Origin of the sequence: Mesorhizobium sp. ESP-6-4 (assembly GCF_020164735.1) — a bacterium.
Taxonomy (GTDB): domain Bacteria; phylum Pseudomonadota; class Alphaproteobacteria; order Rhizobiales; family Rhizobiaceae; genus Mesorhizobium.
This window is the reverse complement of sequence record NZ_JAIUGS010000003.1, coordinates 358695-383093: the sequence shown is the minus strand read 5'-3', so window position 1 is coordinate 383093 and position 24399 is coordinate 358695. Positions and strand designations below refer to the sequence as shown.

At 63.2% G+C, this 24399-nt stretch carries 29 protein-coding genes; 15 read left to right on the top strand and 14 right to left on the bottom strand.

The annotated features are described in order from the left end of the window. Nucleotides 1–62: 62 nt before the first annotated feature. The 3 genes from LB523_RS09000 (at nucleotide 63) to LB523_RS08990 (ending at nucleotide 3296) form a co-directional block, all read left to right on the top strand. Nucleotides 63–1259, top strand: a complete 1197-nt coding sequence (locus LB523_RS09000) for a phosphoglycerate kinase (RefSeq protein ID WP_224602279.1) — start codon at nucleotides 63–65, stop codon at nucleotides 1257–1259. 117 nt (nucleotides 1260–1376) lie between these two features. Continuing rightward, nucleotides 1377–2402, top strand: coding sequence for a class I fructose-bisphosphate aldolase (locus LB523_RS08995; protein WP_224602278.1), 1026 nt, complete (start codon nucleotides 1377–1379; stop codon nucleotides 2400–2402). A gap of 153 nt (nucleotides 2403–2555) precedes the next feature. Then, nucleotides 2556–3296 carry a DUF899 domain-containing protein gene (locus LB523_RS08990; RefSeq protein WP_224602277.1) on the top strand — a complete coding sequence of 247 codons (741 nt, stop codon included), beginning with the start codon at nucleotides 2556–2558 and terminating at the stop codon, nucleotides 3294–3296. A 50-nt stretch (nucleotides 3297–3346) separates the two neighbouring features. Here LB523_RS08990 and LB523_RS08985 read toward each other — a convergent pair whose 3' ends face one another. Continuing rightward, nucleotides 3347–3526, bottom strand: a complete 180-nt coding sequence (locus LB523_RS08985) for a hypothetical protein (protein WP_042641561.1) — start codon at nucleotides 3524–3526, stop codon at nucleotides 3347–3349. 187 nt (nucleotides 3527–3713) lie between these two features. Between LB523_RS08985 and LB523_RS08980 the strand changes: the two genes are divergently transcribed. Together LB523_RS08980 and LB523_RS08975 are read left to right on the top strand one after the other, a co-directional pair. Continuing rightward, complete coding sequence (locus LB523_RS08980; RefSeq protein WP_095767353.1) at nucleotides 3714–3878, top strand: hypothetical protein; 165 nt, start codon at nucleotides 3714–3716, stop codon at nucleotides 3876–3878. 351 nt (nucleotides 3879–4229) lie between these two features. Next, on the top strand, nucleotides 4230–4949 hold the full coding sequence (locus LB523_RS08975) for a helix-turn-helix transcriptional regulator (protein WP_095767352.1): 720 nt from the start codon (nucleotides 4230–4232) through the stop codon (nucleotides 4947–4949). Between the two features lie 167 nt (nucleotides 4950–5116). On the opposite strand, the gene LB523_RS08970 is transcribed toward LB523_RS08975, so the two are convergent. The 3 genes from LB523_RS08970 to LB523_RS08960 all read right to left on the bottom strand — a co-directional run bounded on the left by LB523_RS08970 (nucleotide 5117) and on the right by LB523_RS08960 (nucleotide 7513). Beyond that, nucleotides 5117–5809 (bottom strand): DUF1013 domain-containing protein, encoded by a 693-nt coding sequence (locus LB523_RS08970; RefSeq protein ID WP_224545579.1) that lies wholly within the window; start codon nucleotides 5807–5809, stop codon nucleotides 5117–5119. A 255-nt stretch (nucleotides 5810–6064) separates the two neighbouring features. Further along, nucleotides 6065–6205, bottom strand: coding sequence for a DUF1127 domain-containing protein (locus LB523_RS08965; RefSeq protein ID WP_095767350.1), 141 nt, complete (start codon nucleotides 6203–6205; stop codon nucleotides 6065–6067). Between the two features lie 297 nt (nucleotides 6206–6502). Continuing rightward, nucleotides 6503–7513 carry an NAD(P)H-quinone oxidoreductase gene (locus LB523_RS08960; RefSeq protein WP_224602276.1) on the bottom strand — a complete coding sequence of 337 codons (1011 nt, stop codon included), beginning with the start codon at nucleotides 7511–7513 and terminating at the stop codon, nucleotides 6503–6505. Nucleotides 7514–7720: 207 nt separating this feature from the next. Here LB523_RS08960 and LB523_RS08955 point away from each other — a divergent pair, with 207 nt between their 5' ends. The 3 genes from LB523_RS08955 to LB523_RS08945 all read left to right on the top strand — a co-directional run bounded on the left by LB523_RS08955 (nucleotide 7721) and on the right by LB523_RS08945 (nucleotide 9552). After that, complete coding sequence (locus LB523_RS08955; RefSeq protein WP_095767348.1) at nucleotides 7721–7915, top strand: DUF1192 domain-containing protein; 195 nt, start codon at nucleotides 7721–7723, stop codon at nucleotides 7913–7915. A gap of 81 nt (nucleotides 7916–7996) precedes the next feature. Continuing rightward, complete coding sequence (locus tag LB523_RS08950; protein WP_224602274.1) at nucleotides 7997–9244, top strand: MFS transporter; 1248 nt, start codon at nucleotides 7997–7999, stop codon at nucleotides 9242–9244. Nucleotides 9245–9276: 32 nt separating this feature from the next. Then, nucleotides 9277–9552 (top strand): ArsR/SmtB family transcription factor, encoded by a 276-nt coding sequence (locus LB523_RS08945; protein WP_224602272.1) that lies wholly within the window; start codon nucleotides 9277–9279, stop codon nucleotides 9550–9552. A gap of 61 nt (nucleotides 9553–9613) precedes the next feature. Here LB523_RS08945 and LB523_RS08940 read toward each other — a convergent pair whose 3' ends face one another. The 4 genes from LB523_RS08940 to LB523_RS08925 form a co-directional block, all read right to left on the bottom strand. Next, nucleotides 9614–10108 (bottom strand): SRPBCC family protein, encoded by a 495-nt coding sequence (locus LB523_RS08940; protein ID WP_224602269.1) that lies wholly within the window; start codon nucleotides 10106–10108, stop codon nucleotides 9614–9616. A gap of 11 nt (nucleotides 10109–10119) precedes the next feature. Beyond that, nucleotides 10120–10455 (bottom strand): ArsR/SmtB family transcription factor, encoded by a 336-nt coding sequence (locus tag LB523_RS08935; protein ID WP_095767344.1) that lies wholly within the window; start codon nucleotides 10453–10455, stop codon nucleotides 10120–10122. Nucleotides 10456–10461: 6 nt separating this feature from the next. After that, the gene (locus LB523_RS08930; protein WP_224602267.1) at nucleotides 10462–11118 is read right to left on the bottom strand and encodes a glutathione S-transferase family protein; all 657 of its coding nucleotides are present in this window, start codon (nucleotides 11116–11118) and stop codon (nucleotides 10462–10464) included. Between the two features lie 93 nt (nucleotides 11119–11211). Further along, nucleotides 11212–12039, bottom strand: coding sequence for an alpha/beta fold hydrolase (locus LB523_RS08925; protein ID WP_224602265.1), 828 nt, complete (start codon nucleotides 12037–12039; stop codon nucleotides 11212–11214). A gap of 88 nt (nucleotides 12040–12127) precedes the next feature. On the opposite strand from LB523_RS08925, the gene LB523_RS08920 reads away from it, so the two are divergent. Further along, the gene (locus LB523_RS08920) at nucleotides 12128–12646 is read left to right on the top strand and encodes a winged helix-turn-helix transcriptional regulator (RefSeq protein ID WP_224602263.1); all 519 of its coding nucleotides are present in this window, start codon (nucleotides 12128–12130) and stop codon (nucleotides 12644–12646) included. On the opposite strand, the gene LB523_RS08915 is transcribed toward LB523_RS08920, so the two are convergent. From LB523_RS08915 to LB523_RS08905, 3 genes are all read right to left on the bottom strand, one after another. Continuing rightward, entirely contained in the window at nucleotides 12638–13039 is a 402-nt protein-coding gene (locus LB523_RS08915) for a hypothetical protein (RefSeq protein ID WP_140545089.1), read from the bottom strand. The genes LB523_RS08920 and LB523_RS08915 overlap by 9 nt on opposite strands. A gap of 228 nt (nucleotides 13040–13267) precedes the next feature. After that, complete coding sequence (gene rpmF, locus LB523_RS08910) at nucleotides 13268–13450, bottom strand: 50S ribosomal protein L32 (RefSeq protein WP_006203806.1); 183 nt, start codon at nucleotides 13448–13450, stop codon at nucleotides 13268–13270. Between the two features lie 293 nt (nucleotides 13451–13743). Beyond that, a complete protein-coding gene (locus tag LB523_RS08905) occupies nucleotides 13744–14502 on the bottom strand; it encodes a transglycosylase domain-containing protein (RefSeq protein WP_095767340.1) in 759 nt (252 codons plus the stop codon). A gap of 76 nt (nucleotides 14503–14578) precedes the next feature. Between LB523_RS08905 and LB523_RS08900 the strand changes: the two genes are divergently transcribed. Together LB523_RS08900 and LB523_RS08895 are read left to right on the top strand one after the other, a co-directional pair. Beyond that, complete coding sequence (locus tag LB523_RS08900; RefSeq protein ID WP_411966446.1) at nucleotides 14579–15496, top strand: polyprenyl synthetase family protein; 918 nt, start codon at nucleotides 14579–14581, stop codon at nucleotides 15494–15496. Between the two features lie 212 nt (nucleotides 15497–15708). Next, a complete protein-coding gene (locus tag LB523_RS08895) occupies nucleotides 15709–15927 on the top strand; it encodes a tautomerase family protein (RefSeq protein ID WP_095767338.1) in 219 nt (72 codons plus the stop codon). 75 nt (nucleotides 15928–16002) lie between these two features. On the opposite strand, the gene LB523_RS08890 is transcribed toward LB523_RS08895, so the two are convergent. Further along, nucleotides 16003–16977 (bottom strand): alpha/beta fold hydrolase, encoded by a 975-nt coding sequence (locus LB523_RS08890; protein WP_224602261.1) that lies wholly within the window; start codon nucleotides 16975–16977, stop codon nucleotides 16003–16005. Nucleotides 16978–17221: 244 nt separating this feature from the next. Between LB523_RS08890 and LB523_RS08885 the strand changes: the two genes are divergently transcribed. Continuing rightward, nucleotides 17222–17821, top strand: coding sequence for an HXXEE domain-containing protein (locus LB523_RS08885; protein ID WP_224532577.1), 600 nt, complete (start codon nucleotides 17222–17224; stop codon nucleotides 17819–17821). Here the strand turns inward: LB523_RS08885 and LB523_RS08880 are convergent. Then, a complete protein-coding gene (locus LB523_RS08880; protein WP_224602258.1) occupies nucleotides 17812–19815 on the bottom strand; it encodes a PAS domain-containing sensor histidine kinase in 2004 nt (667 codons plus the stop codon). The genes LB523_RS08885 and LB523_RS08880 overlap by 10 nt on opposite strands. Before the next feature lie 95 nt (nucleotides 19816–19910). Here LB523_RS08880 and LB523_RS08875 point away from each other — a divergent pair, with 95 nt between their 5' ends. The 3 genes from LB523_RS08875 to LB523_RS08865 all read left to right on the top strand — a co-directional run bounded on the left by LB523_RS08875 (nucleotide 19911) and on the right by LB523_RS08865 (nucleotide 22984). Then, nucleotides 19911–20234 carry a hypothetical protein gene (locus tag LB523_RS08875; RefSeq protein WP_140841535.1) on the top strand — a complete coding sequence of 108 codons (324 nt, stop codon included), beginning with the start codon at nucleotides 19911–19913 and terminating at the stop codon, nucleotides 20232–20234. Nucleotides 20235–20248: 14 nt separating this feature from the next. Next, entirely contained in the window at nucleotides 20249–20467 is a 219-nt protein-coding gene (locus LB523_RS08870) for a hypothetical protein (RefSeq protein ID WP_224545566.1), read from the top strand. Nucleotides 20468–20650: 183 nt separating this feature from the next. Next, nucleotides 20651–22984: a response regulator gene (locus LB523_RS08865; protein WP_224602256.1), complete on the top strand. Its 2334-nt coding sequence runs from the start codon at nucleotides 20651–20653 to the stop codon at nucleotides 22982–22984. A gap of 233 nt (nucleotides 22985–23217) precedes the next feature. Here LB523_RS08865 and LB523_RS08860 read toward each other — a convergent pair whose 3' ends face one another. Further along, nucleotides 23218–24354, bottom strand: coding sequence for a sterol desaturase family protein (locus LB523_RS08860; RefSeq protein WP_224602255.1), 1137 nt, complete (start codon nucleotides 24352–24354; stop codon nucleotides 23218–23220). Nucleotides 24355–24399: the final 45 nt, after the last annotated feature.

Below are 24399 nucleotides of genomic sequence, written 5' to 3'. Positions count from 1 at the left end.
TCCACGAAAAGTGTGGGCGGTTTTCCGTCCGGATTGCGTCAAGGCACCAGGAAGGAACGACCATGGCCGGCTTCAAGACACTCGACGATATCGGCGCCGTCAGCGGCAAGCGCGTCCTGGTGCGCGTCGACCTCAACGTTCCCGTCGCCGACGGCAAGGTGACCGACGCCACTCGCATCGAGCGCATCGGCCCGACCATCGCCGAGCTCTCGAAAAAGGGCGCCAAGGTCATCCTGCTTGCGCATTTCGGCCGCCCCAAGGACGGCCCGTCGGACGAATTCTCGCTGGAGCCGATCGCCAGGGCCACGGCTGACGTTCTCGGCCGCCCGGTCGGTTTCGCCGCCGACTGCATCGGCGCCAAGGCCGCGGACGCCGTCGCGGCGATGAAGGACGGCGACGTCCTGCTGCTCGAGAACACCCGCTTCCACAAGGCGGAGGAGAAGAACGAACCGGCCTTCACCGAACAGCTCGCCGCCAATGGAGACATCTATGTCAACGACGCCTTTTCGGCCGCGCACCGCGCGCATGCTTCGACCGAGGGTCTGGCGCATCATTTGCCGGCCTATGCCGGCCGCACCATGCAGGCCGAGCTCGACGCGCTGGAAAAGGGCCTCGGCGATCCGGTACGGCCGGTGGTGGCCATCGTCGGCGGCGCCAAGGTCTCGACCAAGATCGACCTGTTGATGAACCTGGTGAAGAAGGTCGATGCGCTGGTGATCGGCGGCGGCATGGCCAATACCTTCCTTGCCGCGCGCGGCACCGATGTCGGCAAATCGCTCTGCGAGCATGACCTCGCCGGCACCGCCAAGCAGATCATGATCGAGGCGGCGGAAGCCGGCTGCGCCATCATCCTGCCTGCCGATGGCGTCGTGGCCAAGGAATTCAAGGCGGGCGCCGCCAGCGAGACCGTCGCCATCTCGGACGTGCCGGCCGACGGCATGATCCTCGATGTCGGCGCAAAGACCGTGCAGAGCGTCAACGACTGGATCGACCGCGCCGCGACGCTGGTCTGGAATGGGCCGCTCGGCGCCTTCGAGATCGAGCCCTTCGACCGCGCCACGGTGGCCGCGGCAAAGCATGCCGCCGCACGCACCAAGGAAGGCAAGCTGGTCTCGGTGGCCGGCGGCGGCGACACGGTGGCCGCGCTCAACCATGCTGGTGTCGCCGACGACTTCACCTATGTCTCGACCGCCGGCGGCGCGTTCCTCGAATGGATGGAAGGCAAGCCGCTGCCCGGCGTCGAGGTGCTGAAGCGGTAAACAGTCCGAGACCAGGCAAAGCCCGCGCGGCTTTCAATCGATTCTAGCTTTCCGGCGTCATTCCTTTGGCGGTAGTGTTCTGCTAGCGCGGAATAAACGCAGCGTAGGAGAGCACCCATGAGCGAACGTCTCGAAGATATCGCCGCCGCTATGGTGAGCGGCGGCAAGGGCCTGTTGGCGGCCGATGAGAGCTCCGGCACCATCAAGAAGCGTTTTGACGTCATCGGCGTCGAATCCACGGCCGATAACCGGCGCGACTATCGCGAGATGATGTTCCGGTCCAAGGAGGCGATGTCAAAATACATCTCCGGCGTCATTCTCTACGATGAGACCATTCGCCAGAAGGCCGCCGACGGCACACCGCTGGTCGACATCATCAAGGCGTCCGGCGCCATTCCCGGCATCAAGGTCGATCTCGGCGCCAAGCCTCTCGCCGGCTTTCCCGGCGACACCATCACCGAGGGCCTGGACGGGCTGCGCGAGCGGCTTGCCGACTATTACAAGCTCGGCGCCCGCTTCGCCAAATGGCGCGCGGTGATCGACATCGACACCAGCAAGGGCGTGCCCTCGGCCAATTCGATCGCCTCGAACACCCACGCGCTGGCCCGCTATGCCGCGCTCTGCCAGGAAGCCGGCATCGTGCCGATCGTCGAGCCGGAAGTGCTGATGGACGGGGCGCATTCGATCGACACCTGCTACGACGTCTCCAAGGCGACGCTGATCAGGCTCTACGACGAGCTTTACGCGGCCCGCGTCGTGCTGGAAGGCTCGATCCTGAAGCCGAACATGGTCATCTCAGGCAAGAAGTCGGGCAAGACCGACAGCCCGGAGGAAATCGCCGAAAAGACGATCAAGCTGTTCCGCGAGGTGGTGCCGTCGGCAGTGCCGGGCATTGCCTTTCTCTCCGGCGGCCAGGAGGACGAGGAGGCGACCGCCAACCTCAATGCCATCAACGCCATCGGCCCGCATCCTTGGAAACTGACCTTCTCCTATGGCCGCGCGCTGCAGGCCGCGCCGCAGAAGGCATGGAGTGGCAAGGCCTCGAACGTTGCTGCCGGCCAGGCTGCCTTCACCCACCGCGCCCACATGAACCATCTGGCGGCGCTCGGGAAATGGCAGCCGGCGCTGGAAAAGGCCGCCTGACGCCATCCCTGAGCAGTGCATAAACCCGGGCCAGCAGCCCGGGTTTTTGCTTTTTGCGAGCCGCGTTCCCACTTGTCAGGCGCCGACCGCTATCGGCCATGTCGGATCGCGCCGATGTCGAACGTCCTTGGCAGGAGAGGACAGGAGATGGTCATGCATCGCAATGCCGTGGTTTCGCGCGAAGACTGGTTCGAAGCGCATCGCAAGCATCTCGAACGCGAGAAGGAGCTGACAAAGTTCCGCGAGCTTATCGCCGCGGAGCGGCGGCAACTGCCCTGGTTCAAGCTGCGCAAGGATTATGTTTTCGAGAGCGAAGCGGGGCCGAAGCATCTTGCCGAACTGTTCGCCGGCAAGAGCCAGCTCATCGTCTATCATTTCATGATGGCCCCGGGCTCCGACCACCGCTGCGAGGGCTGCTCGTTCCTCGCCGACCATATCGACGGCGCCAACCGGCACCTGAAGCATCATGACGTCTCGCTGGTTGTCGTCTCGCGTGCGCCGCTGGCCGATATCCTGCCTTACAAGCAGCGCATGGGCTGGAAGTTCGACTGGGTGTCGTCCTATGCGTCCGATTTCAACTTCGACCTGCAGGTCTCCTTCACCGACAGGCAGATCGCGGCGGGCGAAACCACCTACAATTTCGAGAAGCGCCCGCTGCGGTCGAAAGACCTGCCCGGCACCAGCATCTTCTATCGCAACGAGTGCGGCGACATCTTCCTCACCTTCATGTCGCGCGCCCGCGGCGGCGATGCGCTCATCGGCACCTATCATTATCTCGACATGACGCCGAAGGGCCGCGGCGAAACGGGTCCCTATTACAACCTGATGGACTGGGTGCGCCTGCATGACGAATATCGGGACAAAGACAAGGACCGGCCGGACTGCTGCGCGTGAACGGCAGGACGCGCCACTCGCGAGCCGTCCTCCCCCGAATATGGACAGGCCTACGCCCAGTGCCCAAGCACCGCCGCCAGCGAGATCGCGGCCATCGCAAGCAGCGCCAGCTTCCAAAAATCGCCGCGCCGCTTCAGCCCCGGCCAGCCCAGCGGCTTGATGACCTGGATCAGCATGATGCCGCAGATGACAAGGGCGAGCAGTTTCGTCATGCCGCCTTTGACCAGCATCGATGGCGACTGTCAAAGCTGTTCTCGAGCGCACCCTCGGGCGGAGCATTCCTGACAGAAATAGGGCCTATTCGAACGCTGCGAGCGGCACCGCACCGTCTTTCTCCGCACCCTGCCAACCTCCTGACAGACTGCTGTCAGGAGGGGTGTGAGATACTCTTCCCATCAAAAAGAGAGGAGTGAGGTCATGAACGGTTTTACAATTCTGCGTAGTGTGCAGCATTATGTCGGCAGAATCCGCACCGTGCGCAACGAGATTCGCACCCAGCGTTTCCTGAACACCTTGCCGGCGGACATCCGCAAGGACATCGGCTGGCCGGACCTTTACCAGGGCCGCGTGCGCGAAAACTGAAATTTTGCTGCCGCGACTTGGATTGTGGCGGCAGCGCGCCCAGATGTAATGGCGGCCAGCGATGTTGAGTTCAGGGAAAGAAGCCTTTGTTTGCCGATAGCTTCGCCGCAGCCTCCTGACAGTATGTTGTCAGGAGGCATGCGGTAATTGGAGCAGCTTCGATCCTGACAGCAACGAACATGGTTCGACGATCCGGAGTAATCCGCAATGGTGAGAAGCTGGAACGACAAGCTGAACGCACCGGGCGTCAACCACATCAAGCCGTCGCCGCGACTATCCTTCGGAGCGAAATTCGTTGCCGCGCTGCGCAAGCGCGAAGGGCTTATGCCATAATCCTCGGGGGATCTAGCGATGCGTCGTGCTGACAGGCTTTTTCAGATCGTGCAGCATTTGCGGGGCGGCCGGCTGGTCACCGCGCAGAAGCTTGGCGCATGGCTCGAGGTTTCAGAACGCACCATTTACCGCGACATAGCCGACCTGCAGTCGACCGGCGTGCCGATCGATGGCGAAGCGGGCGTCGGCTACATGATGCGGGAGGGATTCGACCTTCCCCCGCTGATGTTCACACGTGACGAGATCGTGGCGCTGGTTGCCGGCGCCCGCATGGTGCGCGCCTTCGGCGGCGCTACGATGGCGAGGGCCGCCGACGAGGCGCTGGTCAAGATCGGCGCCGTGCTGCCCGACACGGAAAAGGACCGCATCGCCCGCACCGAGATCCACACGCCGATGTGGGTAGTGAGCGACGCCGCGCGGGAAGCGATCGACCTGATCGAGCGCGCCATCGAGAAGCGCCAGGTGCTGACCATCGACTATTCCGACGAAGCCGGCCGCGGCACCGCGCGCGACATCAGGCCGTTGGGGCTGTGGTTCTGGGGCAAGGTCTGGACACTGGTCGCCTGGTGCGAGATGCGCGACGATTTCCGCGCCTTCCGCATCGATCGCATCGCCTCGGTCGTCATTGCCGGCCGCATCTTCAAGCCGGAGCGGGGCAAGCAGCTCGCCGATTTCTACCGCGCCGTCGAGCGCTCAGAGGATTACGGCATGGCCCCCGACCGCGCCGCGCGGACGTGACTTGCGCTTTTCTCCTTCTCCCCTTGTGGGAGAAGGTGGCCGCGAAGCGGCCGGATGAGGGGTGTTCCAGGGAACGCCGACGTCTCACTCCGCTGGAACACCCCTCATCCGTCTCGGCGCTATCGCGCCGATCCACCTTCTCCCACAAGGGGAGAAGGTAAGAGCGCTCATTCCTCGTCTTCGTCCTTGTTCTTCGACTTGAGCGCCGAAAGCTTGGCGAAGACGGCGTTGGCATCGAGCTCCTGGTCCTCGTCCTTCGGCTTCTCCGGCGCCGGCACCAGCCGTTCGGTGAGCGCGGCGGGCAGCAGCGTGTCGCCGACAGGCTGCGCCGGCTCGCGGCCGCGCGAGGCTCGGTTGACTTCGAGGTCCAGGTCGATCTGCGAGGTGAGGCCGAGCGTCACCGGATCCATCGGCTGCAGATTGGCCGAGTTCCAGTGCTTGCGTTCGCGGATCTGCTCGATCGTCGACTTGGTGGTGCCTACGAGACGGGCAATCTGCGCATCCTTGAGCTCGGGATGGTTGCGCACCAGCCACAAGATGGCGTTCGGCCGGTCCTGGCGCTTCGACAGCGGCGTGTAGCGCGGGCCTTTGCGCTTCGATTCCGGCACCCGCACCTTCGGCTCCGACAACTTCAGCCGGTAGTTGATGTCCTTCTCGCCGCGCGCGATCTCGTCGCGCGTCAACTGGCCGGTGATGATCGGGTCCATGCCCTTGATGCCCTGGGCCGACTCGCCGTCGGCGATCGCCTTGACCTCCAGCGGATGCAGCCCGCAGAACTGCGCGATCTGCTCGAAGGAAAGCGCGGTGTTGTCGACCAGCCAGACGGCGGTCGCCTTGGGCATCAGCAGCGAATTGGCCATATCAAAAATCCTTCTCGTTCGCCCGCTTTCCCGCGCGGGCGGTGGTTTTAGAGCCACCAAAATGGGAAATTCGCGGCCTGTATAAACGCTCCCTCCAATTTTCGCAATGTTTTTGGGAAGGGCCGATTCAAGGCCCCTAAAAAGACAAAACCCGCTGGACGAGGTCCAGCGGGCTTGGAACCGGAAACAAAGCAAGCGTCTCGACGGCTCTGGCTTGCATGTCGCAGCCCGACCGCGAGGCCGGGCTGCGTCTGATTACACCGCCTGGCGGGCGATACGCTCGATATCGGCTCGGTTGATGCCGAGGTCGCTAAGCTGGCGGGCATTGAGCTTGTTCAATTCGCGCACGGTCTCGTTGTACATGCGCCACTTACGGAAAGCACTGATCGGGTTCATGATGGTTCTCCAGTCGTTTGGTCAAATCGTTTGATGCCGCGTAAATAGGCACTCCTGCCCACAAATTGAACGGACGCTTTTGCATGGCCGCAATGCGTTTTGTGCAATGCAGCATTAAGGTTTCGTTCAGCTTGGAACCGGACACGCGCCGACGCCAGGATGGGTCGAGATTCAGGTCAGGCCGAGTCGAAAATGGTGGACTTCGAGAACCGGAGCGGAGCGTACTTTAGTACTTGAGCACCGGAAGCGCAGAAGCCCGGCATTTGCAGGCCGGCCTCACCTGAATAACGACCCATCCTACTCCACGTCGAGGACGATCTTGCCGATGTGCTCGCCCTCTTCCATCCGCTCATGCGCCCGCCAGGCTTCGGTCAGCGGAAAGATCGTGTCCATGACGGGTGCCACCTTGCGTGTGCCGAGCAGCGGCCATACCTGGGCCTCCAGCGCGGCCGCGATCGCCGCCTTGAACTCGACGGTACGCGGGCGAAGCGTCGAGCCGGTATGGGTCAGCCGCTTCACCATGATCTTGGAGAAGTCGGCGCTGGCCACGGCCCCGGCCTGCACCGCGATCTGTACGATGCGCCCTTCGACGGCCGCGGCATCGTAATTGCGCCCGACATAATCGCCGCCGACCATGTCGAGGATGACGTCGGCGCCCTTGCCATCGGTCGCATCCTTCACGGCGGCGACGAAATCCTCCTCGCGGTAGTTGACTGCCCGGTCGGCGCCGAGCTTCAGGCAGGCGTCGCATTTCTCCTTGCTGCCGGCGGTGGTGATCACAGTGGCGCCGAAGGCCGAGGCGAGCTGGATGGCGGTGGTGCCAATGCCGGACGAACCGCCATGGACAAGCAGCGTCTCGCCTTTCTTCAGGCCGCCGCGCTCGAATACATTGTGCCAGACGGTGAAGTAGTTTTCCGGAACCGCGGCGGCTTCCGAATGCGTGAAACCCGCCGGCAGCGGCAGCACGCTGCCGGTATGAACCTTGACATATTCGGCATAGCCGCCGCCCGGCGTCAGCGCGCAGACCCGGTCGCCGATGCGCCAGCGCGATATCTCGTCGCCGAGCGCCGCGATTTCGCCCGACGCTTCGAGGCCCGGCAAGTCGGATGCACCGGGCGGCGGCGGATAGGCGCCCTTGCGCTGCTGGACGTCCGGCCGGTTGACGCCGGCCGCGTGCACCCGGATCAGCACTTCGCCGGGGCCGGGCACCGGCACGTCGCGTGTTTCCGGCTTGAGCACCTTTGGCCCACCCGGTTGCGAGATCGCGATGGCCGTCATCTTCGCCGGAATCTTCTGTCCGTTTGCCATGATGTCGTGTTCTCCCTGTATCCCGGTCTATCGCCGCCCGTTTGCATCTGCCTGGAGCAGTTCGGCGCTTGAAGAAGCGCCAACCTGCTCCAACTCTTTGTTCTTACGCTATTCCGGACGGAAAACCGCTACGCACTTTTCCCGGAATTGCTCTATGTATGCCGATTGCCAAATCAGGCAAATGGCCGAGTAAGAGAGGAGCGACGGATGGCGATCTTCGACGACGAACCCAGGAAAAAGCAGCGCCCGCACGAGATCGGCCAGGACCTGTCTTTGTTGTCCGTCGACGAATTGTCCGAGCGCATCGCATTGCTGCGCGACGAGATCGCCAGGCTGGAAGCCGAGCGCACCGCCAAGGGCGCCACCAAATCCGCCGCCGAGTCGCTGTTCCGCCGCGGATAAATTGTTCGGCGTGCTCTCTCGCCGCCGAAAAGCCCGAATACATCTGTCTTCAGGCCCTGCGTCTCGAACCCGGATCAAGCGATGTTTGCAACCTACAGACCGATCCTCTCGCTGCTTCGCGGCACAGCGTTCCTGCTCGCTGCATCCGGCCTGCACGGGCTGCTCCTGCCGCTGCGCGGCCAGGTGGAAGGCTTTTCGACTGCATCGCTCGGCCTCATGGGCACGGCCTGGGCGGGCGGCTTCGTCACCGGCTGTTTCTTCGCGCCGCGTCTTGTTCGCCGTGCCGGCCATGTCAGGGCTTTCGGCGCCTTCGCTGCGTCCGGCGCGATCATCGCGCTGCTCACCGGCCTCATCATCAACGAATATGTCTGGATCCTTTTGCGCGCCTTCACAGGCTTCACCATGGCCGGCGCCTTCATGGTGATCGAGAGCTGGCTCAACGAGAAGGCCACCAACGAAAACCGCGGCACCGTCTTCGGTCTCTACATGATGGTCACCTATGCCTCGATCATGGGCGGTCAGATGATCGTCGCGGGCGGCGACGTGCGGTCTGCCTCGCTGTTCATGATCACCGGCATCCTGTTTTGCCTGTCGCTCATTCCCACCGCCGTGTCGACGCAGTCGCATCCCAAGCCCCTGCAGGACGTCAAGCTCGACGTCAAAGGCCTCTACGCCAATTCGCCGGTGTCGGCCGTGGCCTGCCTCCTGATCGGCATTGCCAACGGCGCCTGGGGCACGCTCGGCGCCGTCTATGGCGCCCGCATCGGCATCTCCACCGCCGAGATCGCTCTGATGATGAGCCTTGTGGTCATCGCCGGCGCCGCCATGCAGCTTCCGGCCGGGCGTCTCTCGGACACGACCGATCGCCGCTTCGTGCTGGCCGGCGCGGCCTTCGGCGCGGCGCTAGTCGCGATGCTGATCTTCCTGGTCGCGCCGCGTTCGGGTGTTTTCGTCATCGTGCTGACCGCCGCCTATGGCGCCTTCGCCTATACGCTCTATTCGATCGCCGTCGCGCATGCCAACGACCACGCCCGCGCCGAGGACTTCGTCAAGGTTTCCGGCGGTCTGTTGCTGCTCTACGGTTTCGGCACGATGATCGGCCCGCTTTTGGCCGCGGCCTTGATGGGCTCGGTGCGTCCGGAGGGGCTTTTCCTGGCAACCGCGCTCGCGCATCTCAGCCTCGCCGGCTACACGCTGCTGCGCATCCGCGCCCGCGCGCCGGTGCCGATCGAAGACCGCGATGCCTTCAAGACGCAGCCCGCGGACCGCGCGGTCACGCCCGAGGCCACGCGGCTCGATCCGCGCAGAAAGGTTGAAACCGATAGTTGAGATTCGCGAGACTTTGCCTCACAAATAAAGGCATGATGTTTTCTGACGCCTTTATGGCGATAGCCGATCCCAACCGGCGCTATCTCTTGGAAGAACTCCGGCGCGGCCCAAAGACGGTGAACGAATTGGCCGCCGGATTGCCCGTCTCACGCCCGGCGGTCTCCCAGCATTTGAAGGTCCTGCTGGATGCCGGCCTGGTCAACGCCAAGGCCGAAGGCACAAGGCGCGTTTATACTGTCAGCAGCGCCGGCTTCCTCAGGCTCAATATCTGGCTCGACCAATTCTGGGAAACGGCGCCTGGGGAATAGTCTTTGGCGTTTGATGCATGTCGCTCAGAAGTGTGCAGCGGTTCTGAGACAACGACAGGCGTCAAGACCCAAAGCGCGATCCGCTTTGGCCGGAGCCCTCAGCTCCCAGTGCCGTCCCGAGCGCGTCGAGCAATTCGCCGGTGCCGTGCTCGCGGGTGGCCGGTGAGTCGATGCCGTCGAAAAAGGCGCCCTGTTCCGTCAGGATGAGCCGCGTTCCCTTGCCTTCGGCGATGAGCTCGATCGTCGCAAGCGACACGGAGACTCGGGTTTCGCCGAACAGAAGCTCATAGCTGTAGACGATGCGCCGGTTGGGCACGATATCGTGATAGATCGCGTTGTAGAAATGCATCTGTCCGTCGCTGGGACAGCCGGCATTCACTTCCTTGCCGCCGACCCGAAAATCCATCTCATGCCGGCTGGGCATGGGGTTGTCGGGGTCAAAGAACCAGCGCTTCTTCGCCGTCGGATCGCTCAGCGCGAAATAGACCTTCTCCGGCGCCGCCGGATAGACGCGCTCGATGACGAAGGTGGAATGGACGACGGATCGTTCGCTCATGACGGGACCCTTCAGGTTTCATCTTTCGTTTCAGCGAGGAAATCGCCGAGGCGGTCGAGCCGACGCTCCCAGGCAAGCCGCCGCTCGTTGATCCAGTGCTCGGCGGCCCGAAGCGCCTGCGGCTCGATCCGGCAGGTCCGCACCCGGCCAAGCTTTTCGGTCCGCACCAGACCGCTTGCCTCAAGCACGTTGAGATGCTGGACGACGGCCGACAACGACATCGCTAACGGTTCAGCAAGCTGGCTGACCGAAGCCGGCCCGCGCGACAGACGGTCCACCATCTGCCGCCGCGCCGGGTCGGCGAGCGCCTGGAACATCAGGTCGAGCTGGGCGGGATCGTGGAGCATCTCGCTCTAGCCGTTATTGTACGGAAAGAGCTTGAAGTAAGGTCCCGCTTCCTCGATCACCCGGGCGAAGGACGGGCGCGCGAGCAGCCGGTCGTGGTAGCGTTTCAAGGCCAGGAATTTTTCGCCGAAGGGCTCGACCTTGTTGGCGTAGAACAGCGCCGGCGAGGCGGCGCAGTCGGCCATGGTAAAGCTTTCGCCTACGGCCCAGGTCCTTGCCGCCATCTCCTCGTCGACAATGGCGTAGGAGTTGCGCAGCTGCGCGCGGGCCTCCTCGACCCCGAACGGATCGGTCTTGTCCGTCGGCCGCAGCCTGTCGCCGACGATCTTCTGCATCGGATGCTGCACGTAGAAATCGTAGAAGCGGTCTGCCTGGCGGACCTGCAGGGCGAGATCGATATCGGCGGGAATGAGCTCGACCGGCCCGGGGTAATGCGCGGCGAGATATTCGACGACGATGGTCGATTCCAGCACCGTGCGGTCCCGCGCATCGTCACGCAGCGCCGGCATCTTGCCGGTCGGCGACACTTTCAGGAATGCAGCGCGGGAAGCCTCGTCGCCGAGGTCGACAATGACCGACTCGAATGGCGTGTCGTTCTCGTAAAGCGCGATTAGCGGCTTCCAGCAGAACGAGGCCAGCGGGTGGAAATGCAGCGTCAGGGACATTCCGGCTCTCTTTCGCATTCGGATAATCGATACTGAAGTAACTACTTCACTATTGTCGCGGACGGCTCAAGTCAAGCCGGCGTCTTGCCGGCGCTAGCCGTGTGCGGCGATGGCCTCGATGATCTGCGACCAGTCGTTGCGATGCAGTTCGTGGCCGCCCCCTTCGACCTTGACCAGCTTTGCGCCGAGAATCGCCTTGGCGAGCGCTTCGCCATGTTCGATGGGGAAGAGCGGATCGGCGCTACCGTGGATGACGAGCAGCGGCACGCGAAGATCCCGCACCGTGCGCTGCGGGCCGCCGCCTTTGAGCAGGAAATGGTTGGTCGCGCTGGCGAGACCGCCGGAGCGGTCGTAATCCTCCTCGATCATCTTGCGCGTCCGCCCCTCATCGAACGGATGGCGAGTGCTGGCAATGGCGCGGGCATCCTTGACCATGAAGTCGAGCACCTGCTCCCGCTTCGACCAGTCGACGTTGCCGCCTTCGGCCGAGTGCTGCTTGTAGGCTTCGGTCGTTCCGGGCAGGCCGGATGTATCGACGCCGAGCGGCGAACAGGAGATCACGGTGAGCGCGCTGACGCGTTCGGGATATTTCAGCGCCACGCTCTGCGCGAGCATGCCGCCCATCGACATGCCGGCGACATGCGCCTTGGCGACGCCATGGTCGTCGAGCACGCGCATGGCGTCGTCCACCATATCCTCGAATGTGTAGGGCGGCGCGCCCGGCGGAAATTTGGTCGATAGGCCCGTGTCGCGGTTGTCGTAGCGGATGACGAAGCGGCCGCGCCCGGCAAGTTGCCGGCAGAAGGCTTCCGGCCACCACAGCATCGAAGCCATGGCGCCCATGATCAAAAGGATCGGCGGATCTTTCGGACTCCCGAAGCTTTCCGAAATGATGTCGGGAAGCTGCGCCGCGTTGGTCATCTGCTCCTCCTATCCGATTGCAATTTGCAATCAGTTGCACGATAATCAAACCGATATCATAATGCAACTGGTTTTTCTGGAGAGTGCCATGAGCATCGACCGTCGGTCCGGCTGCCCGATCAATCTGTCGCTCGAGGTCTTTGGCGACCGCTGGAGTCTGATCATCCTGCGCGACATGATCTTCGGCGGCAGGCGCCATTTTCGCGAGTTGCTCAACGGCTCGCTGGAAGGCATCGCCTCCAACATCCTGGCCGACCGACTGAAGCGGCTGATGGAGCTCGGTCTGCTGACCAAGGCCGACGACCCCAGTCACAAGCAGAAGGCGATCTACAGCCTCACGGAGATGGCGATCACGCTGGTGCCCATCATGGCGCAGCTCGGCGCCTGGGGACGCGTCTGGCTGCCGGTCACGGAAGAATTGTCGATCCGAGCCGAGCTGCTCGAAAAGGGCGGCCCGCCGCTATGGGAGCAATTCATGGACGAACTGCGTCACGAGCATTTGGGCGCACCATCCAAGACGCCGCCGGGCACGCCGACCGTGCGCCAGCAACTGCGCGCTGCCTATGAGGCAGTGGTCGCGCGAAAGGCTGAGGCAACGTCAATTTAAGTTTATATCCCGGCTGGCCGACCGCATCGACACCGAGAAGCCGGCCAGCACGTCGAACAGCGCGATGACCATCAGCGTGAAGAAGACGGAGTGCGCCGCGCCCTTCACCAGCAGGAATTCGACCAGGAAGGCGATGAAGACCAGCGTCGACAAAAGGTGATCGAGGATCGAGGCATTGGTGGTGCGCACCGATTTCGATATCTCGACGAACAGGAAGATCAGCCCGATCAGCACCATCAGGCCACCGAGCGTCATCGAGAACACGCCGCCCGACATCATGCGGAAGGAGAACATCTCGGTCGTCCAGGGATCGTCGCCGCCGCCGAACAATCCCAGCAGGCCGAGATTGTAGAGGACGAAGGGCACGATCAGCAGCGGGATGGCACCGAACATCTGGGCGACTCCATGGGCACCCCTTTTGTAAAATCCGCGGCAGGCGCGCCGTCAAGGCTTTTCGCCGGCGGCGGCGAACACGCTCTAAGACCTAATGAAATAACAATGTCAGCCGGTTGTCCGGCTTTTCTGCAGCCTGCGAGACCCAGGTCTCCCTCAACCAAGGGCCGCACGCAAAAAGACCGGCCAGAGGCCGGTCTTTGAAACGTCACGAACCGCGGAAGCCGCTCAGCTTTCCTTCGGCTCAAGAACCTGGCGGCCGCGATACATGCCGGTCTTCAGGTCGATGTGATGCGGGCGGCGCATTTCGCCGGAATTCTTGTCCTCGACATAGGTCGGGGCCTTGAGCGCGTCGGCCGAGCGGCGCATGCCGCGCTTCGACGGAGAGGTTTTTCTTTTTGGAACGGCCATGGATATGCTCCACTACATGGTCAAAATGCCCCGGCAACCCTCGCGAAAGGGCCGCATCGAGGCCATAATCTGAGAAAGTCGGGTGCCTATACACGCCTTGCGCCGTTTTGGCCAGCGCCGGCGCGAATTTTTTTGCCGCAGGAGGACAGGAACTAGGTGTGTCGAGATTCAAGTCAGGCCGAGCCGAGAACGGTGGCCACCGAGAACCGGAGCGGAGCGTACTTAAGTACGTGAGCACCGGAAGCGCAGGTAGCCGCCGTTCGCAGGCCGGGCTCACTTGAATATCGATGCACCTAGTCAAGGCAGCCGACATAGGCGCCTGACCTGCTCGCGCGCCGCTCGATCAGCGAGGCCAGCCGCCGCAGGCCCGGCCCCGGCCTGGCGGGATTGCGCGCGATCGGGTTGGGCAGGCTGACGGCAAGCAGCGCCGCCTGCCGGCGCGACAATTGCTTGGCAGAGACGCCGAAATGATGCCGGGCGGCGGCCTCGATGCCATAGATGCCCGGCCCCCATTCGGCGATGTTGAGATAGATTTCCATGATCCGCCGCTTCGACATCACAGCATCGAAATAGACGGCCAGGGGCAGCTCGACCACCTTGCGCACGCTGCCCAATGGGCGCGACCACAGAAAAAGGTTCTTCACCGTCTGCATCGTGATGGTGGAGGCGCCGCGCGTCGCCTCGCCGGCCAGCGCGTCGTCGACCACGCCGCGCAACTCGCCCAGATCGACGCCGCGATGAAAGCAGAACTGCCCGTCCTCCGACATGATCACCGAATGCGCCAGCACCGGCGCCACGTCATCGATCGACACCCAGCGCCGGTCGTAGCCGGAAAAAGTCACGAGGTCCTTCAGCATTAGCGTCGAGACCGGATGCACGAAAGGTGGCAGATAAAGGAAGGTGAGCACGACCGGTATGACTGCCAGCACGAGCGCCACGACCAGGCAACGCCGGCCAAGCCGCTTGAGACCGGCGCGGTTCAGGCGCCGACGTCGCGCCATGTCCAGCCCTTCGCTTTCATATTCGACGATCGGTTCCGTCAAGCCGTCCACCCGTGCCTCGCCTCTTCCGGCATAAAGGCGCGAGCCTGCTTGCGCAATGTCTGAGTGTCGGCTACCGGTCCCGGCCATGGGCAAAGACAACCAGATCGCCTTCGAATCCGCGCTTTTCATGCGCGCCGCCGCGGTCGAGACCGAGCTGCGGCGGATCCTCGACGCGCGTCCGCTCACCAGTGAGATCGTGCGGCCGGAGCGCCTGATGGCGGCCATGCGCCATGGCGTGCTCAATGGCGGCAAGCGGCTGCGGCCATTTCTGGTCATGGAAGGCGCGGCTCTTTTCTCCGCCGATAGCGAGGCGGCGCTGCGCGTCGCCGCGGCGCTCGAATGCGTGCATTGCTACTCGCTCATCCATGACGACCTGCCTTCCATGGACGACGACGATTTGAGGCGCGGCCAGCCGACGGTGCACAGGGCCTTTGACGAGGCGACCGCGGTCCTCGCCGGCGACGCGTTGCTGACCTTGGCCTTCGACGTCGTCGCCGACGATGCGACCTTGCTGGCGGCGGAGCGCCGCGCCACCCTGGTCCTCGCCCTTGCCCGTGCGGCCGGTGCCGGCGGCATGGTCGGCGGCCAGATGCTGGACCTGGAAGCGGAGCGCGAACGGCCGGACGAGGCGGGGATCATCACGCTGCAGGCGATGAAGACCGGCGCGCTGATCCGCTTCGCCTGCGAAGCCGGCGCGATCGTCGCCGGCGCGCCTCCTGCCGACCGCGAGCGGCTGGCGGAGTTCGGCTCGGCGATCGGCCTTGCCTTTCAGCTCGCCGACGACCTGCTCGACCTGACCGCCGACGCAAAGCAGATGGGCAAAGCGACGAACAAGGATGCGGCCGCCGGCAAGGCGACGCTCGCAGCACTGCACGGTCCCGGCTGGGCGCGCGGCCAGCTCCACGGCCTCATCGACCAGGCGCATGCGCTGCTCGAGCCCTATGGCGAGCGGGCTGAGCTGCTCAAGCAAGCGGCGACCTTCGTGGCGACGCGCAACAGCTGAACTGTGGCGCGGCGGGCGCCCATTGCGGAAGCCGACAACAGCTCCGATTGTTCGCTATGTTCGAATACTGCTGTCGATGGCCGGGTGATTATCCGGCATCCGCAGCAGTCTATATCCGCTCCAGGACAACGAACGGACATCATCGGTCCGGTCGCTGACGCCTCCCCGGCCCTCCATCCAGAGCCGTGAAATCCACCGGAAGGAACCTGGAAATGCCCTTTGCCAACTTCAAGATGCCCGAGGCCGCCCTCACAAAGGCGCAAAAGGAAGACCTCGTCCACAAGACCACGCAGATGTTCGTCGACTATTTCGGCGAAGGTGTACGCCCCCACACCATGGTGCTGATCGAGGAAGTTCCCGACGGAGGCTATGGCCGCGCCGACGAGGTCTTCATTCTTCCCGACGCCTACCGGGCCGAGGATAGTGCCTGACTTGAACCGGGCGAGTCGCTTGCCGAGCGCACGCCCAACTTTCCGTGTCGGAGCCGATACTCGCTTTCCCTTGGATCAGCCCCGCTTCGGCAAGCTCCGCAGGAAATCGATCATCGCGGCGTTGACCTCGTCCGGGCGCTCCTGCTGGGTCCAATGCCCGCAGCCGGGCAGCATCAGCGTATCGCGGATTTGCGGGACGAAGTTCCTAAGATTGGCCAACAGTTGATCCATGCCGGGGAAGGCGACTACAAGGTCACGGTCGCCCGCTGCGTAGAGAGCGGGAACCTTGATCCGCGCGCCGGCAAAGGGCGCCATCAGTTCCCAGTTCCGGTCGATGTTGCGGTACCAGTTGAGACCTCCGGCAAAGCCGGTGCGCTGGAACTCGCCGGCGTAGAAATCGCTGTCGCTTTCGCTGAGCCAGTGCGGCAGACTTGCAGGAACCTCGGCGGCTTGCAGGAGACCTCCGCCGTGCGGGACCATGGCAATTCTGGCGCCGCCGTCCGAAGCGTCTCCCGACACCGCGTAAAGCATGGCGCGCACCGTGGCCCGCGGGTCCCGTTCCAGCTCCGCCTCGGCAATGCCGGGTTGCTGGAAATAGAGCTGGTAGAACTGGGACTCCGCCGTTCGCGGCATGAGGCTGGTCGGACGCGCATTGCCGCGCGGCCGGAACGGAACGCTGAGGCCGACGACGGCATGGAAGCGGTCCGGCCGTAGCAGCGCGGCATGCCAGGCCACCACCGCACCCCAGTCGTGGCCGACGATGACGGCGCTGGGGACCTCGAGTGCGTCGAGAAGACCCACCATGTCGCCGACCAGATGAAAGAGCGTGTATTGGTCGATCGCTTCCGGCCGGTCGCTCTTGCCGTAGCCTCGCATGTCGGGGGCGACGGCACGGAAGCCCGCCGCTGCGAGCGCGCCCAGCTGATGCCGCCAGGAATACCAGGATTCAGGGAAGCCATGGCACAGAAGCACCACCGGCCCTTCGCCCTGCTCCGCGACATTGAGGCGGATGCCGTTGGTCTCAACTGTCCGCTGTATAGGTTCGCTCACGGCCGCTTCTCATGCTCGCGTTTCCACCTCTGATCAATGGCGAAAGGCCAGACGCCGCAACGGGTGGCCGAGCCAGCGGGGTGCCAAGTTTTGGAGGCGCGCATCTTCCATTGACTGTCTCAGGGGCGGTCGCGGCAGTCAATATCGACATGGTCACGTAGCGCCACGGCGTCCACGCACTTGAATAGTTCTGGCGATGCGCGTCCATTCGTGCAGGATCGCTGACTGACGAGGCGGGGAACCAATGCTTAAGCTGAAAGCCTGGCTGGCCGATTATTGGGTCATCGGTGCAGGGTTCATGGCAGCATCGCTCATAGCGGCCGCGCCGGTCTTATCGCTTCCGCTGCCGGTGTTCCTGATCTTCCTGCACAGCCCGTTTTACATGGTCCATCAGGTCGAAGAGCACGCCGGCGACCGATTCCGCAAATTCGCGAACGAAAATGTTTTCGGCGGCCGTGACGCCCTTACCGTCGCCTCGGTTCTCGTCATCAACCTGCCGTTTGTCTGGGGCATCAACCTGCTGGCTCTTTATGCGGCATTCCTGTGGGGACCCGCCTGGGGCCTGGTTGCCCCGTATGTCATGATCGTGAACGCGCTCGCGCACCTCGTCACATCGGCGCGGCTCGGCAAATACAATCCCGGCCTCGTCACCAGCGTCATTTTGTTTTTGCCACTGAGCGTCGTCACGATCTGGATGATCGGCCGGACGGGAGGTCTTGTCCCGCAATTGATCGGCGCAGCTCTCGCGATCCTGCTTCACCTGGCGATCATTGCGGTCGTGGCCGCCCGATACCGCTCTCTCGTCGTCACCTCACAGCATCGGCGGCGACGTCATCAGTCTTGATCATCGGCAAAACGGCCCTTTGTCCTCAACGGCACCACATTCGCGCTGGCCGGCTGTTCCGGCTCGGCGCTCTGCGCGGCGACTGCCATATCGGCCCGGGGCAGATAGATCGTCACCGTCGTGCCCTTGCCGACTTCGCTGTCAATTGTGACCGCGCCGCCGGACTGCTGCGCCAAGCCGTAGACCTGGGCGAGGCCGAGACCTGTACCCTTCTCGGGCCCTTTGGTCGTGAAGAACGGTTCGAAAACCTGCGGAAGCACGTCTGCCGCAATGCCGATGCCTGTGTCGGTCACCCGCAACGCGACGAATTCACCTTGCAGGCCGGCTGCGTTATCCTCGCTCGACAACAGCGCGTTCTCCGCCGTTATCGTTACCAGGCCACCGTCTGGCATGGCGTCCCGCGCGTTAAAGGCAATGTTGACGAGACCAAGCTCCAGTTCGCCGGGGTCGACCTTGACTGGCCAGGTTTCGGGTCCGACAGCGGCGACCAATTTCACCGATTTGCGCATGGAGCCCGCTATCATTGCGCGGACGGCTTCCACGCGCTCTGCCAGCGAGACGACCTCGGCGCGGGCAGCCTGCTTGCGCGAGAAGGCCAGCAACTGGCGTGTCAATGCGGCGCCGCGCTGGAGCGCAAGCTCCACGGATTCGGTCGCGCGCTTCATTTCGGGATCGACACCGACCTTCTTGCCCAGGCGAACAAAGCTTTCGACCACCGTCAGGAGGTTGTTGAAATCATGCACGATGCTGCCGGTCAGTTGGCCGAGCGCATCCATTTTCTGCGTATGAACGCGTTGCGCTTGCGCCTGCCGGAGTGCGATCTCAGCATCGCGTCGATCGGTGATGTCGCGCGTGATCTTGGCGAAACCGATCAGCTCTCCCCGCTCGTCGCGGATCGGATCGATCACCACATTCGCCCAGAACAGCGTCCCGTCCTTACGGACGCGATGGCCCTCGGTCTCGAAGCGTCCATCCCGTGTTGCCGTATAGAGCGCGCGGCCAGGTAAACCGGCGGCGCGGTCGTGCTCCGTGTAAAAACGTGAGAAGTGCTGACCGATGATTTCTTCGGCCGCATAGCCCTTGATGCGCTCCGCGCCGGCGTTCCAACTGGTCACCAGCCCGTTGGGGTCAAGCATGAAGAGCGCATAGTCGGTCACGCCGCTCACCAGAAGGCGGAACTGGCGCTCGCTTTGGCGCAAAGCTTCGTGCGCCGCACGGCGTTCGGTGATGTCGCGCGTGACCTTGGCGAATCCTTCGAGTCGGCCTGCGTCGTTGTGGATCGGGGTAACGACAACCGATGCCCAGAAACGGCTGCCATCCTTGCGTACGCGCCAACCCTCGCCTTCATATCGCCCGTTCTGCACGGCTGCTTCGAGAACCCGGAGCGGCGCGCCTTTTGCGCGTTCTTCACGAGTATAGAATTTGGAAAAATGCTGGCCCACGATTTCCTCGGCAGCGTAGCCTTTCAGCCGCTCGGCGCCGGCGTTCCAATTGGTGATCACGCCGCTTGGATCGAGCATGTAGATGGCATAGTCGGTCACGCCGTCGACAAGGATGCGGAAGCGCCGCTCGCTCTGCAGCAGCGACTCATGCGCGGCGACGCGCTCCGTGATGTCTCGCGTGATCTTCGCGTAACCCAAAAGAACGCCGTTGCGGTCCAGTACCCGTTGAACAAGGCCGCTCGACCAGAACCTGGTTCCGTCCTTGCGCACCCGCCATCCTTCGGCCTCGTATCTTCCCTCCGCCTTTGCCGCGGCAAGCATCCTGCTCGGAACCCCATTCGCCTGATCTTCGACTGTGAAAAATCGGGAAAAATGCTGCCCCAGGATTTCCGAAGCCGCGTAGCCCTTTATCTTCTCGGCGCCGGCATTCCAGCTGGTGATGAAGCCATCTGCATCAAGGGTGTAGATCGCGTAGTCGGCGACAGCGTCGATGAAGAGTTCGAGGCGGCGGCTGTCGGAAAGGTGTTGCGCGTCGGCTGTGGTCAGTGGCATTGTCGAACCCGCATTACGCTCGCATCAGGCAGTTCGTCCGGTGACGCGTCTGCAACATAAGCGTGCCTATCCTGCATAGCAACGAGCTTGGATCAATGGCGACATATTCATCCGCTCTCGCAGCCAATCTCAGAAACCCAGGTTATTTGTACAGCTTTGCTCCGGAAAACGAGCCTGGAGATGACGAGGAAAATCCCGTCTCTCACGAACTCGGCTCTGCCGAGCACGACGAACTCCCGTATAGGGTCGAGTTGTGGAACGCCACCAAGAACGGTGTCGAACAAGTCCTCGCCGTCACGGCAAATGCCAGCATCGGCTACGCTGCCTATTACGCAGCGACGCGTGAGCACCCGGACCGCTACGTCACCTTGCGGCACAAGAACAATTTCGTTTCGAGATGGAACGGTCCGGCGAATTAGGCAGGGGCCTGTCTATGACACGGAGCGCCAACTCTTCCCGTTCGGCCGAAGCGCTGCCCTATCGTATCGAACTCTGGCACGCCGACAGCCATGAGGTCATCGAACGGGTTCTCGCACGCGCCGTTACAGCCCAGCTTGCCCGCGCCATTTTTCAAGCCGCAAGGGACGAGCATCCTCGACGGCGGATCACGCTGCGCAAGGGAAACCGTATCCTCTCCGATACGACGGATTGACGATCTGCCGTCCGGTCAAAGCGCTGTCCGGAGGTCCAGTGCGCTAGACCTGTCTGTCGCGGACAGCGATACGTCGCCCCTGCATCAAAAGCTGCGACAAGACCACCTCCCTCCAACGAAATCTTAATGTAAATCAAGCGTAATCCCGACCATTAAAATTGTGCGTATGTGTTGGGGTTGCGCATGCCGGAATATTCTTCCTTCCTCCGGTCGATCCGGATCCGCTACATTTCGGGATTGCTTGTCTTCGCGCTGGCCTCGGCCGCCGTCATGTTCGCGCTCAACCGTGTGAATTCGTACCGCCACGAGGTCGATGCTCTCAGCGGCAATTTCGTCATCTTCGCCCGCGACCTGCGCAACGCCACCAATTTCGCCGAGACCACCGGCACCGCCTGGCGCAGCGAGACGCGCGATGCGTTGGCGACCGCCGCGCGCGGCCATTCCGAACGCCTGATGGGCGAGATCGGGATCCTGAACGCCCAGCTTGCCGCGATCAGGCCGCGCCTGTCGAACAACACCGTCAACGCGCTGGACACCGCTTCGGTCAATGACGACCTGTTCTGGTCGGCGCGCGATATGGTGCGCAACTTCAACTTGATGGCAGTCGCCCAGAAGGTCGACGAGTGGAGCTACCGCGAGATCCGCAACCAGAATGACCTTTTCGCCCAGCCGATGCTGGTGAAGGTGCGCACCGCGCTCGACGAGGAGCGCCGCCTCGCCGATGCTTCCAGCGACCGGCTGCTCCTGTGGGCGAGCGGCCTGCTGTTCGCTGTGCTCGCCATCGCGGCGTTTCTGATATTCCGGCCGATGGAGAATGCGATCCGCCGCGCCTTCGCCGAGACCGCCGCATCTTTGTTCAAGGCCGAGGCCGCCGACCGTGCCAAATCCGAATTCCTCGCCAATATGAGCCACGAGATCCGCACGCCGATGAACGGCGTTCTCGGCATGGCCGAGTTGCTTGCCAAGACCGAGCTGACGCCGCGCCAAAAGACCTTCACCGACGTCATCGTCAAATCCGGCAACGCGCTGCTCACCATCATCAACGACATCCTCGATTTCTCGAAGATCAATGCCGGCCAGCTGACGCTCGACCCCGCCCCTTTCCGCCTCGCGGAGGCGGTCGAGGATGTGGCGACGCTGGTGTCGGCGCGCGTTGCCGAAAAGAACCTCGAGCTCATCGTGCGCGTCGACCCGCGCCTGCCGGCCTTCGTCGTCGGCGATGCCGGGCGCTTCCGCCAGATCGTCACCAACCTGCTCGGCAACGCCGTGAAGTTCACCGAGAAGGGCCATGTCCTGATCGATGTCGGCGGCGATGTCGTCGACGGTGTGGTTCAGCTCAAGGTCCGCGTCGAGGACACCGGCATCGGCATTCCAGCCGAAAAACTGCAAAGCGTGTTCGAGAAATTCGCCCAGGTCGACGGCTCCTCGACCCGCCGCCATGAAGGCACCGGCCTTGGCCTCGCGATCGGCGCGCGGCTTGTCGACCTGATGGGCGGCAAGATCGGCGTCGAAAGCGAGATCGGCCGCGGCTCCGTGTTCTGGTTCGCCGTGCCGCTGCCGGCGCATAGCCAGCAGGCGCGTGACGAGCTGGTGCCGGTCGATGTCACCGGCGCCCGTGTGCTGGTCATCGACGACAATCCGGTCAACCGCGAGATCCTGCTGGAGCAGCTCAGAAGCTGGAGCTTCGACTGCGCGGCCGCCGAAAGCGGCGCGGTCGGCCTCGCTTTCCTCGACCGCGCCTGCCAGCTCGGCGCCTCGGTCGACTGCATCATCCTCGATTACCAGATGCCCGGCATAAACGGCGCCGACATCGCCAGAGCCATCGCCGCCGACAGCCGCCTCTCCTCCATCCCCGTCGTGCTGCTCACCTCGGTCGACCAAGTCGATTTCGGCCGCATGGTGATCGATTTCGGCATCGTCGCGCATCTCACCAAGCCGGCGCGTTCGGCGGTGCTGCTGGGCACCGTGATCGCCGCCATCCAGAAGGCGCGCACGCAAGGCGCCAAGGCGCATTTCGTGCGCGAGCCGGTCGCGGCCCAGGCGGCCCCGCCGGCCTTCACCGTCATCCGCGGCCCGTCGGTGTCCGTGCCGGCGGTACCGGAATCGACGGCAGCGCCGAGCGGCCCGATCGATATCCTGATCGCCGAGGACAATGACGTGAACCAGCTGGTCTTCGGCCAGATCCTCAACGGTTTTGGCCTCAGCTATCGCATAGCCGGCAATGGTCGGACGGCCGTCGAGATGTACCGCTCGTTGCGCCCGCGCCTGGTGTTGATGGACGTCTCCATGCCGGAGATGAACGGTTATGAGGCGACGCGCGCCATCCGCGCCATCGAAGCGCAGAATGGCGATCACACGCCGATCATCGGCGTCACCGCTCATGCGCTAAAGGGCGACCGTGAAAAATGCATCGAGGCAGGCATGGACGACTATCTGCCGAAACCGGTCTCGCCCGACCGCCTCGGCGCCAAGATCGGCACCTGGCTCAGCGAGACCGTGGCGGCGAAGACGGCTTAAGCGTCAGGCGCCAAGTGCGTTCGGCGGCCACCGTCGAGTTCCTTCGCGCCCCCCTCTGCCCTGCCGGGCATCTCCCCCACTTGGGCGGAGATCAGCAGTTCCGGCGCTTCGTCCGTCCGTTGGAGATTGGCGAAAGCAAACGTGGCGGCCAAATCTCCCCCCTTGTGGGGAGATGTCCGGCAGGACAGAGGGGGCGCTGTCCCGCCGACTCTGAACCAGCTCTTTTCGAGCCTTCAGCCCCGCCGGAACGGATACAGGAATTGCCGCCAATAGCCTTTCGGCACCGGATGGCCGTGAATGCCATAGCCCTTCGGCCACCGTCCCTCGGGCAGATGGTAGGTGCCGAATAGCCGGTCGAGTAGCGGGAAATGGATGGCGAAGTTGACGTCGATCGCCTCTTTCTCGAGGCCGTGATGCCAATGATGGAAGCGCGGTGACACCAGCACCTTTTCTGCCGGACCGAAGCTCGTTCCGATGTTGGAATGGATGAAGGACGAATAGACGTAGACGATCAGGATATAGGTCTGGATCGCCGATTCATCGAAGCCCAACACGAACATCGGCGTCGCCGTCAGGCTGCGCAGCACGATGATTTCCAGGAAATGCATCCGCGCGCCGGCGATCCAGTCCATCGACTTGGCTGAATGATGCACGGCGTGGAAATTCCACAGGAATGGGATGCGATGGAAGGCGCGGTGCACCCAATATTGGGCGAGATCGGTCAGGAACATCACCGCCAGCAGCTGCACGATCCAAGGCAGATCGTGGACCCAGGCGCGCACCGACCCAAGACCGCCTTGCGCATTGACGAAATTGGACGGCGCGAGCGTCAGGTAGGTCAATATTTGCACCAGCAGCGACGAGACCAAATAGTAGAACAGGTCCTCGCGCCATTCGTCGCGGAACACGGTCTGGCCCTTGTTGCGGGCAAAAATGCGCTCGAGCGGAACGAACAAAACCCCCATGAACAGGGCGTTCAGGATGAAGAAGTCGAGACCGAAGAACACCCCCTCGATCCGCAACTCGTGACGCACCGGCAGCATGCCGATGAGCGAGGCCAACAGCACGGTGACCATCGCCGCCACGCCAAGTGTCTTTTCCCTGCGCAGCATCATGCTCAGAATGGCCAGAATGTAGCCGGAGATAAGCACGAAATAGAGGACCGGCTTGAAGAACAGCATCTGGTGGATCGGAGCCAGGTCCGGCATCGAGGTCAGCGATGGATAGCGCAACACGATGACCATCAAGAGGGCGGTGATGCCCGCAAGCAATGCGATCGAGCCGGACAGCCAGCCGGACCCGAACGGCCGCTTGGTGCGCGGCGTCTCGAGTTCGCCGATAACCCTTTTAAGGAAATTCGCCCCCGGCATGATGCTCCCCCTATGTGGTCACGAATAAAATGCGCCCTGGAAATA

Coding starts and splice junctions, on each gene's coding strand:
- LB523_RS08865 (WP_224602256.1), top strand. CDS start 20,651: ATGCCGGAATATTCTTCCTTCCTCCGGTCGATCCGGATCCGCTACATT.
- LB523_RS08875 (WP_140841535.1), top strand. CDS start 19,911: ATGGCGACATATTCATCCGCTCTCGCAGCCAATCTCAGAAACCCAGGT.
- LB523_RS08940 (WP_224602269.1), bottom strand. CDS start 10,108: ATGAGCGAACGATCCGTCGTCCATTCCACCTTCGTCATCGAGCGCGTC.
- LB523_RS08885 (WP_224532577.1), top strand. CDS start 17,222: ATGCTTAAGCTGAAAGCCTGGCTGGCCGATTATTGGGTCATCGGTGCA.
- LB523_RS08935 (WP_095767344.1), bottom strand. CDS start 10,455: ATGCTCCACGATCCCGCCCAGCTCGACCTGATGTTCCAGGCGCTCGCC.
- LB523_RS08985 (WP_042641561.1), bottom strand. CDS start 3,526: ATGCTGGTCAAAGGCGGCATGACGAAACTGCTCGCCCTTGTCATCTGC.
- LB523_RS08950 (WP_224602274.1), top strand. CDS start 7,997: ATGTTTGCAACCTACAGACCGATCCTCTCGCTGCTTCGCGGCACAGCG.
- LB523_RS08900 (WP_411966446.1), top strand. CDS start 14,579: ATGGGCAAAGACAACCAGATCGCCTTCGAATCCGCGCTTTTCATGCGC.
- LB523_RS08930 (WP_224602267.1), bottom strand. CDS start 11,118: ATGTCCCTGACGCTGCATTTCCACCCGCTGGCCTCGTTCTGCTGGAAG.
- LB523_RS08895 (WP_095767338.1), top strand. CDS start 15,709: ATGCCCTTTGCCAACTTCAAGATGCCCGAGGCCGCCCTCACAAAGGCG.
- LB523_RS08995 (WP_224602278.1), top strand. CDS start 1,377: ATGAGCGAACGTCTCGAAGATATCGCCGCCGCTATGGTGAGCGGCGGC.
- LB523_RS08990 (WP_224602277.1), top strand. CDS start 2,556: ATGCATCGCAATGCCGTGGTTTCGCGCGAAGACTGGTTCGAAGCGCAT.
- LB523_RS08920 (WP_224602263.1), top strand. CDS start 12,128: ATGAGCATCGACCGTCGGTCCGGCTGCCCGATCAATCTGTCGCTCGAG.
- LB523_RS09000 (WP_224602279.1), top strand. CDS start 63: ATGGCCGGCTTCAAGACACTCGACGATATCGGCGCCGTCAGCGGCAAG.
- LB523_RS08870 (WP_224545566.1), top strand. CDS start 20,249: ATGACACGGAGCGCCAACTCTTCCCGTTCGGCCGAAGCGCTGCCCTAT.
- LB523_RS08955 (WP_095767348.1), top strand. CDS start 7,721: ATGGCGATCTTCGACGACGAACCCAGGAAAAAGCAGCGCCCGCACGAG.
- LB523_RS08925 (WP_224602265.1), bottom strand. CDS start 12,039: ATGACCAACGCGGCGCAGCTTCCCGACATCATTTCGGAAAGCTTCGGG.
- LB523_RS08915 (WP_140545089.1), bottom strand. CDS start 13,039: ATGTTCGGTGCCATCCCGCTGCTGATCGTGCCCTTCGTCCTCTACAAT.
- LB523_RS08965 (WP_095767350.1), bottom strand. CDS start 6,205: ATGAACCCGATCAGTGCTTTCCGTAAGTGGCGCATGTACAACGAGACC.
- LB523_RS08980 (WP_095767353.1), top strand. CDS start 3,714: ATGAACGGTTTTACAATTCTGCGTAGTGTGCAGCATTATGTCGGCAGA.
- LB523_RS08860 (WP_224602255.1), bottom strand. CDS start 24,354: ATGCCGGGGGCGAATTTCCTTAAAAGGGTTATCGGCGAACTCGAGACG.
- LB523_RS08960 (WP_224602276.1), bottom strand. CDS start 7,513: ATGGCAAACGGACAGAAGATTCCGGCGAAGATGACGGCCATCGCGATC.
- LB523_RS08975 (WP_095767352.1), top strand. CDS start 4,230: ATGCGTCGTGCTGACAGGCTTTTTCAGATCGTGCAGCATTTGCGGGGC.
- LB523_RS08880 (WP_224602258.1), bottom strand. CDS start 19,815: ATGCCACTGACCACAGCCGACGCGCAACACCTTTCCGACAGCCGCCGC.
- LB523_RS08945 (WP_224602272.1), top strand. CDS start 9,277: ATGATGTTTTCTGACGCCTTTATGGCGATAGCCGATCCCAACCGGCGC.
- rpmF (WP_006203806.1), bottom strand. CDS start 13,450: ATGGCCGTTCCAAAAAGAAAAACCTCTCCGTCGAAGCGCGGCATGCGC.
- LB523_RS08970 (WP_224545579.1), bottom strand. CDS start 5,809: ATGGCCAATTCGCTGCTGATGCCCAAGGCGACCGCCGTCTGGCTGGTC.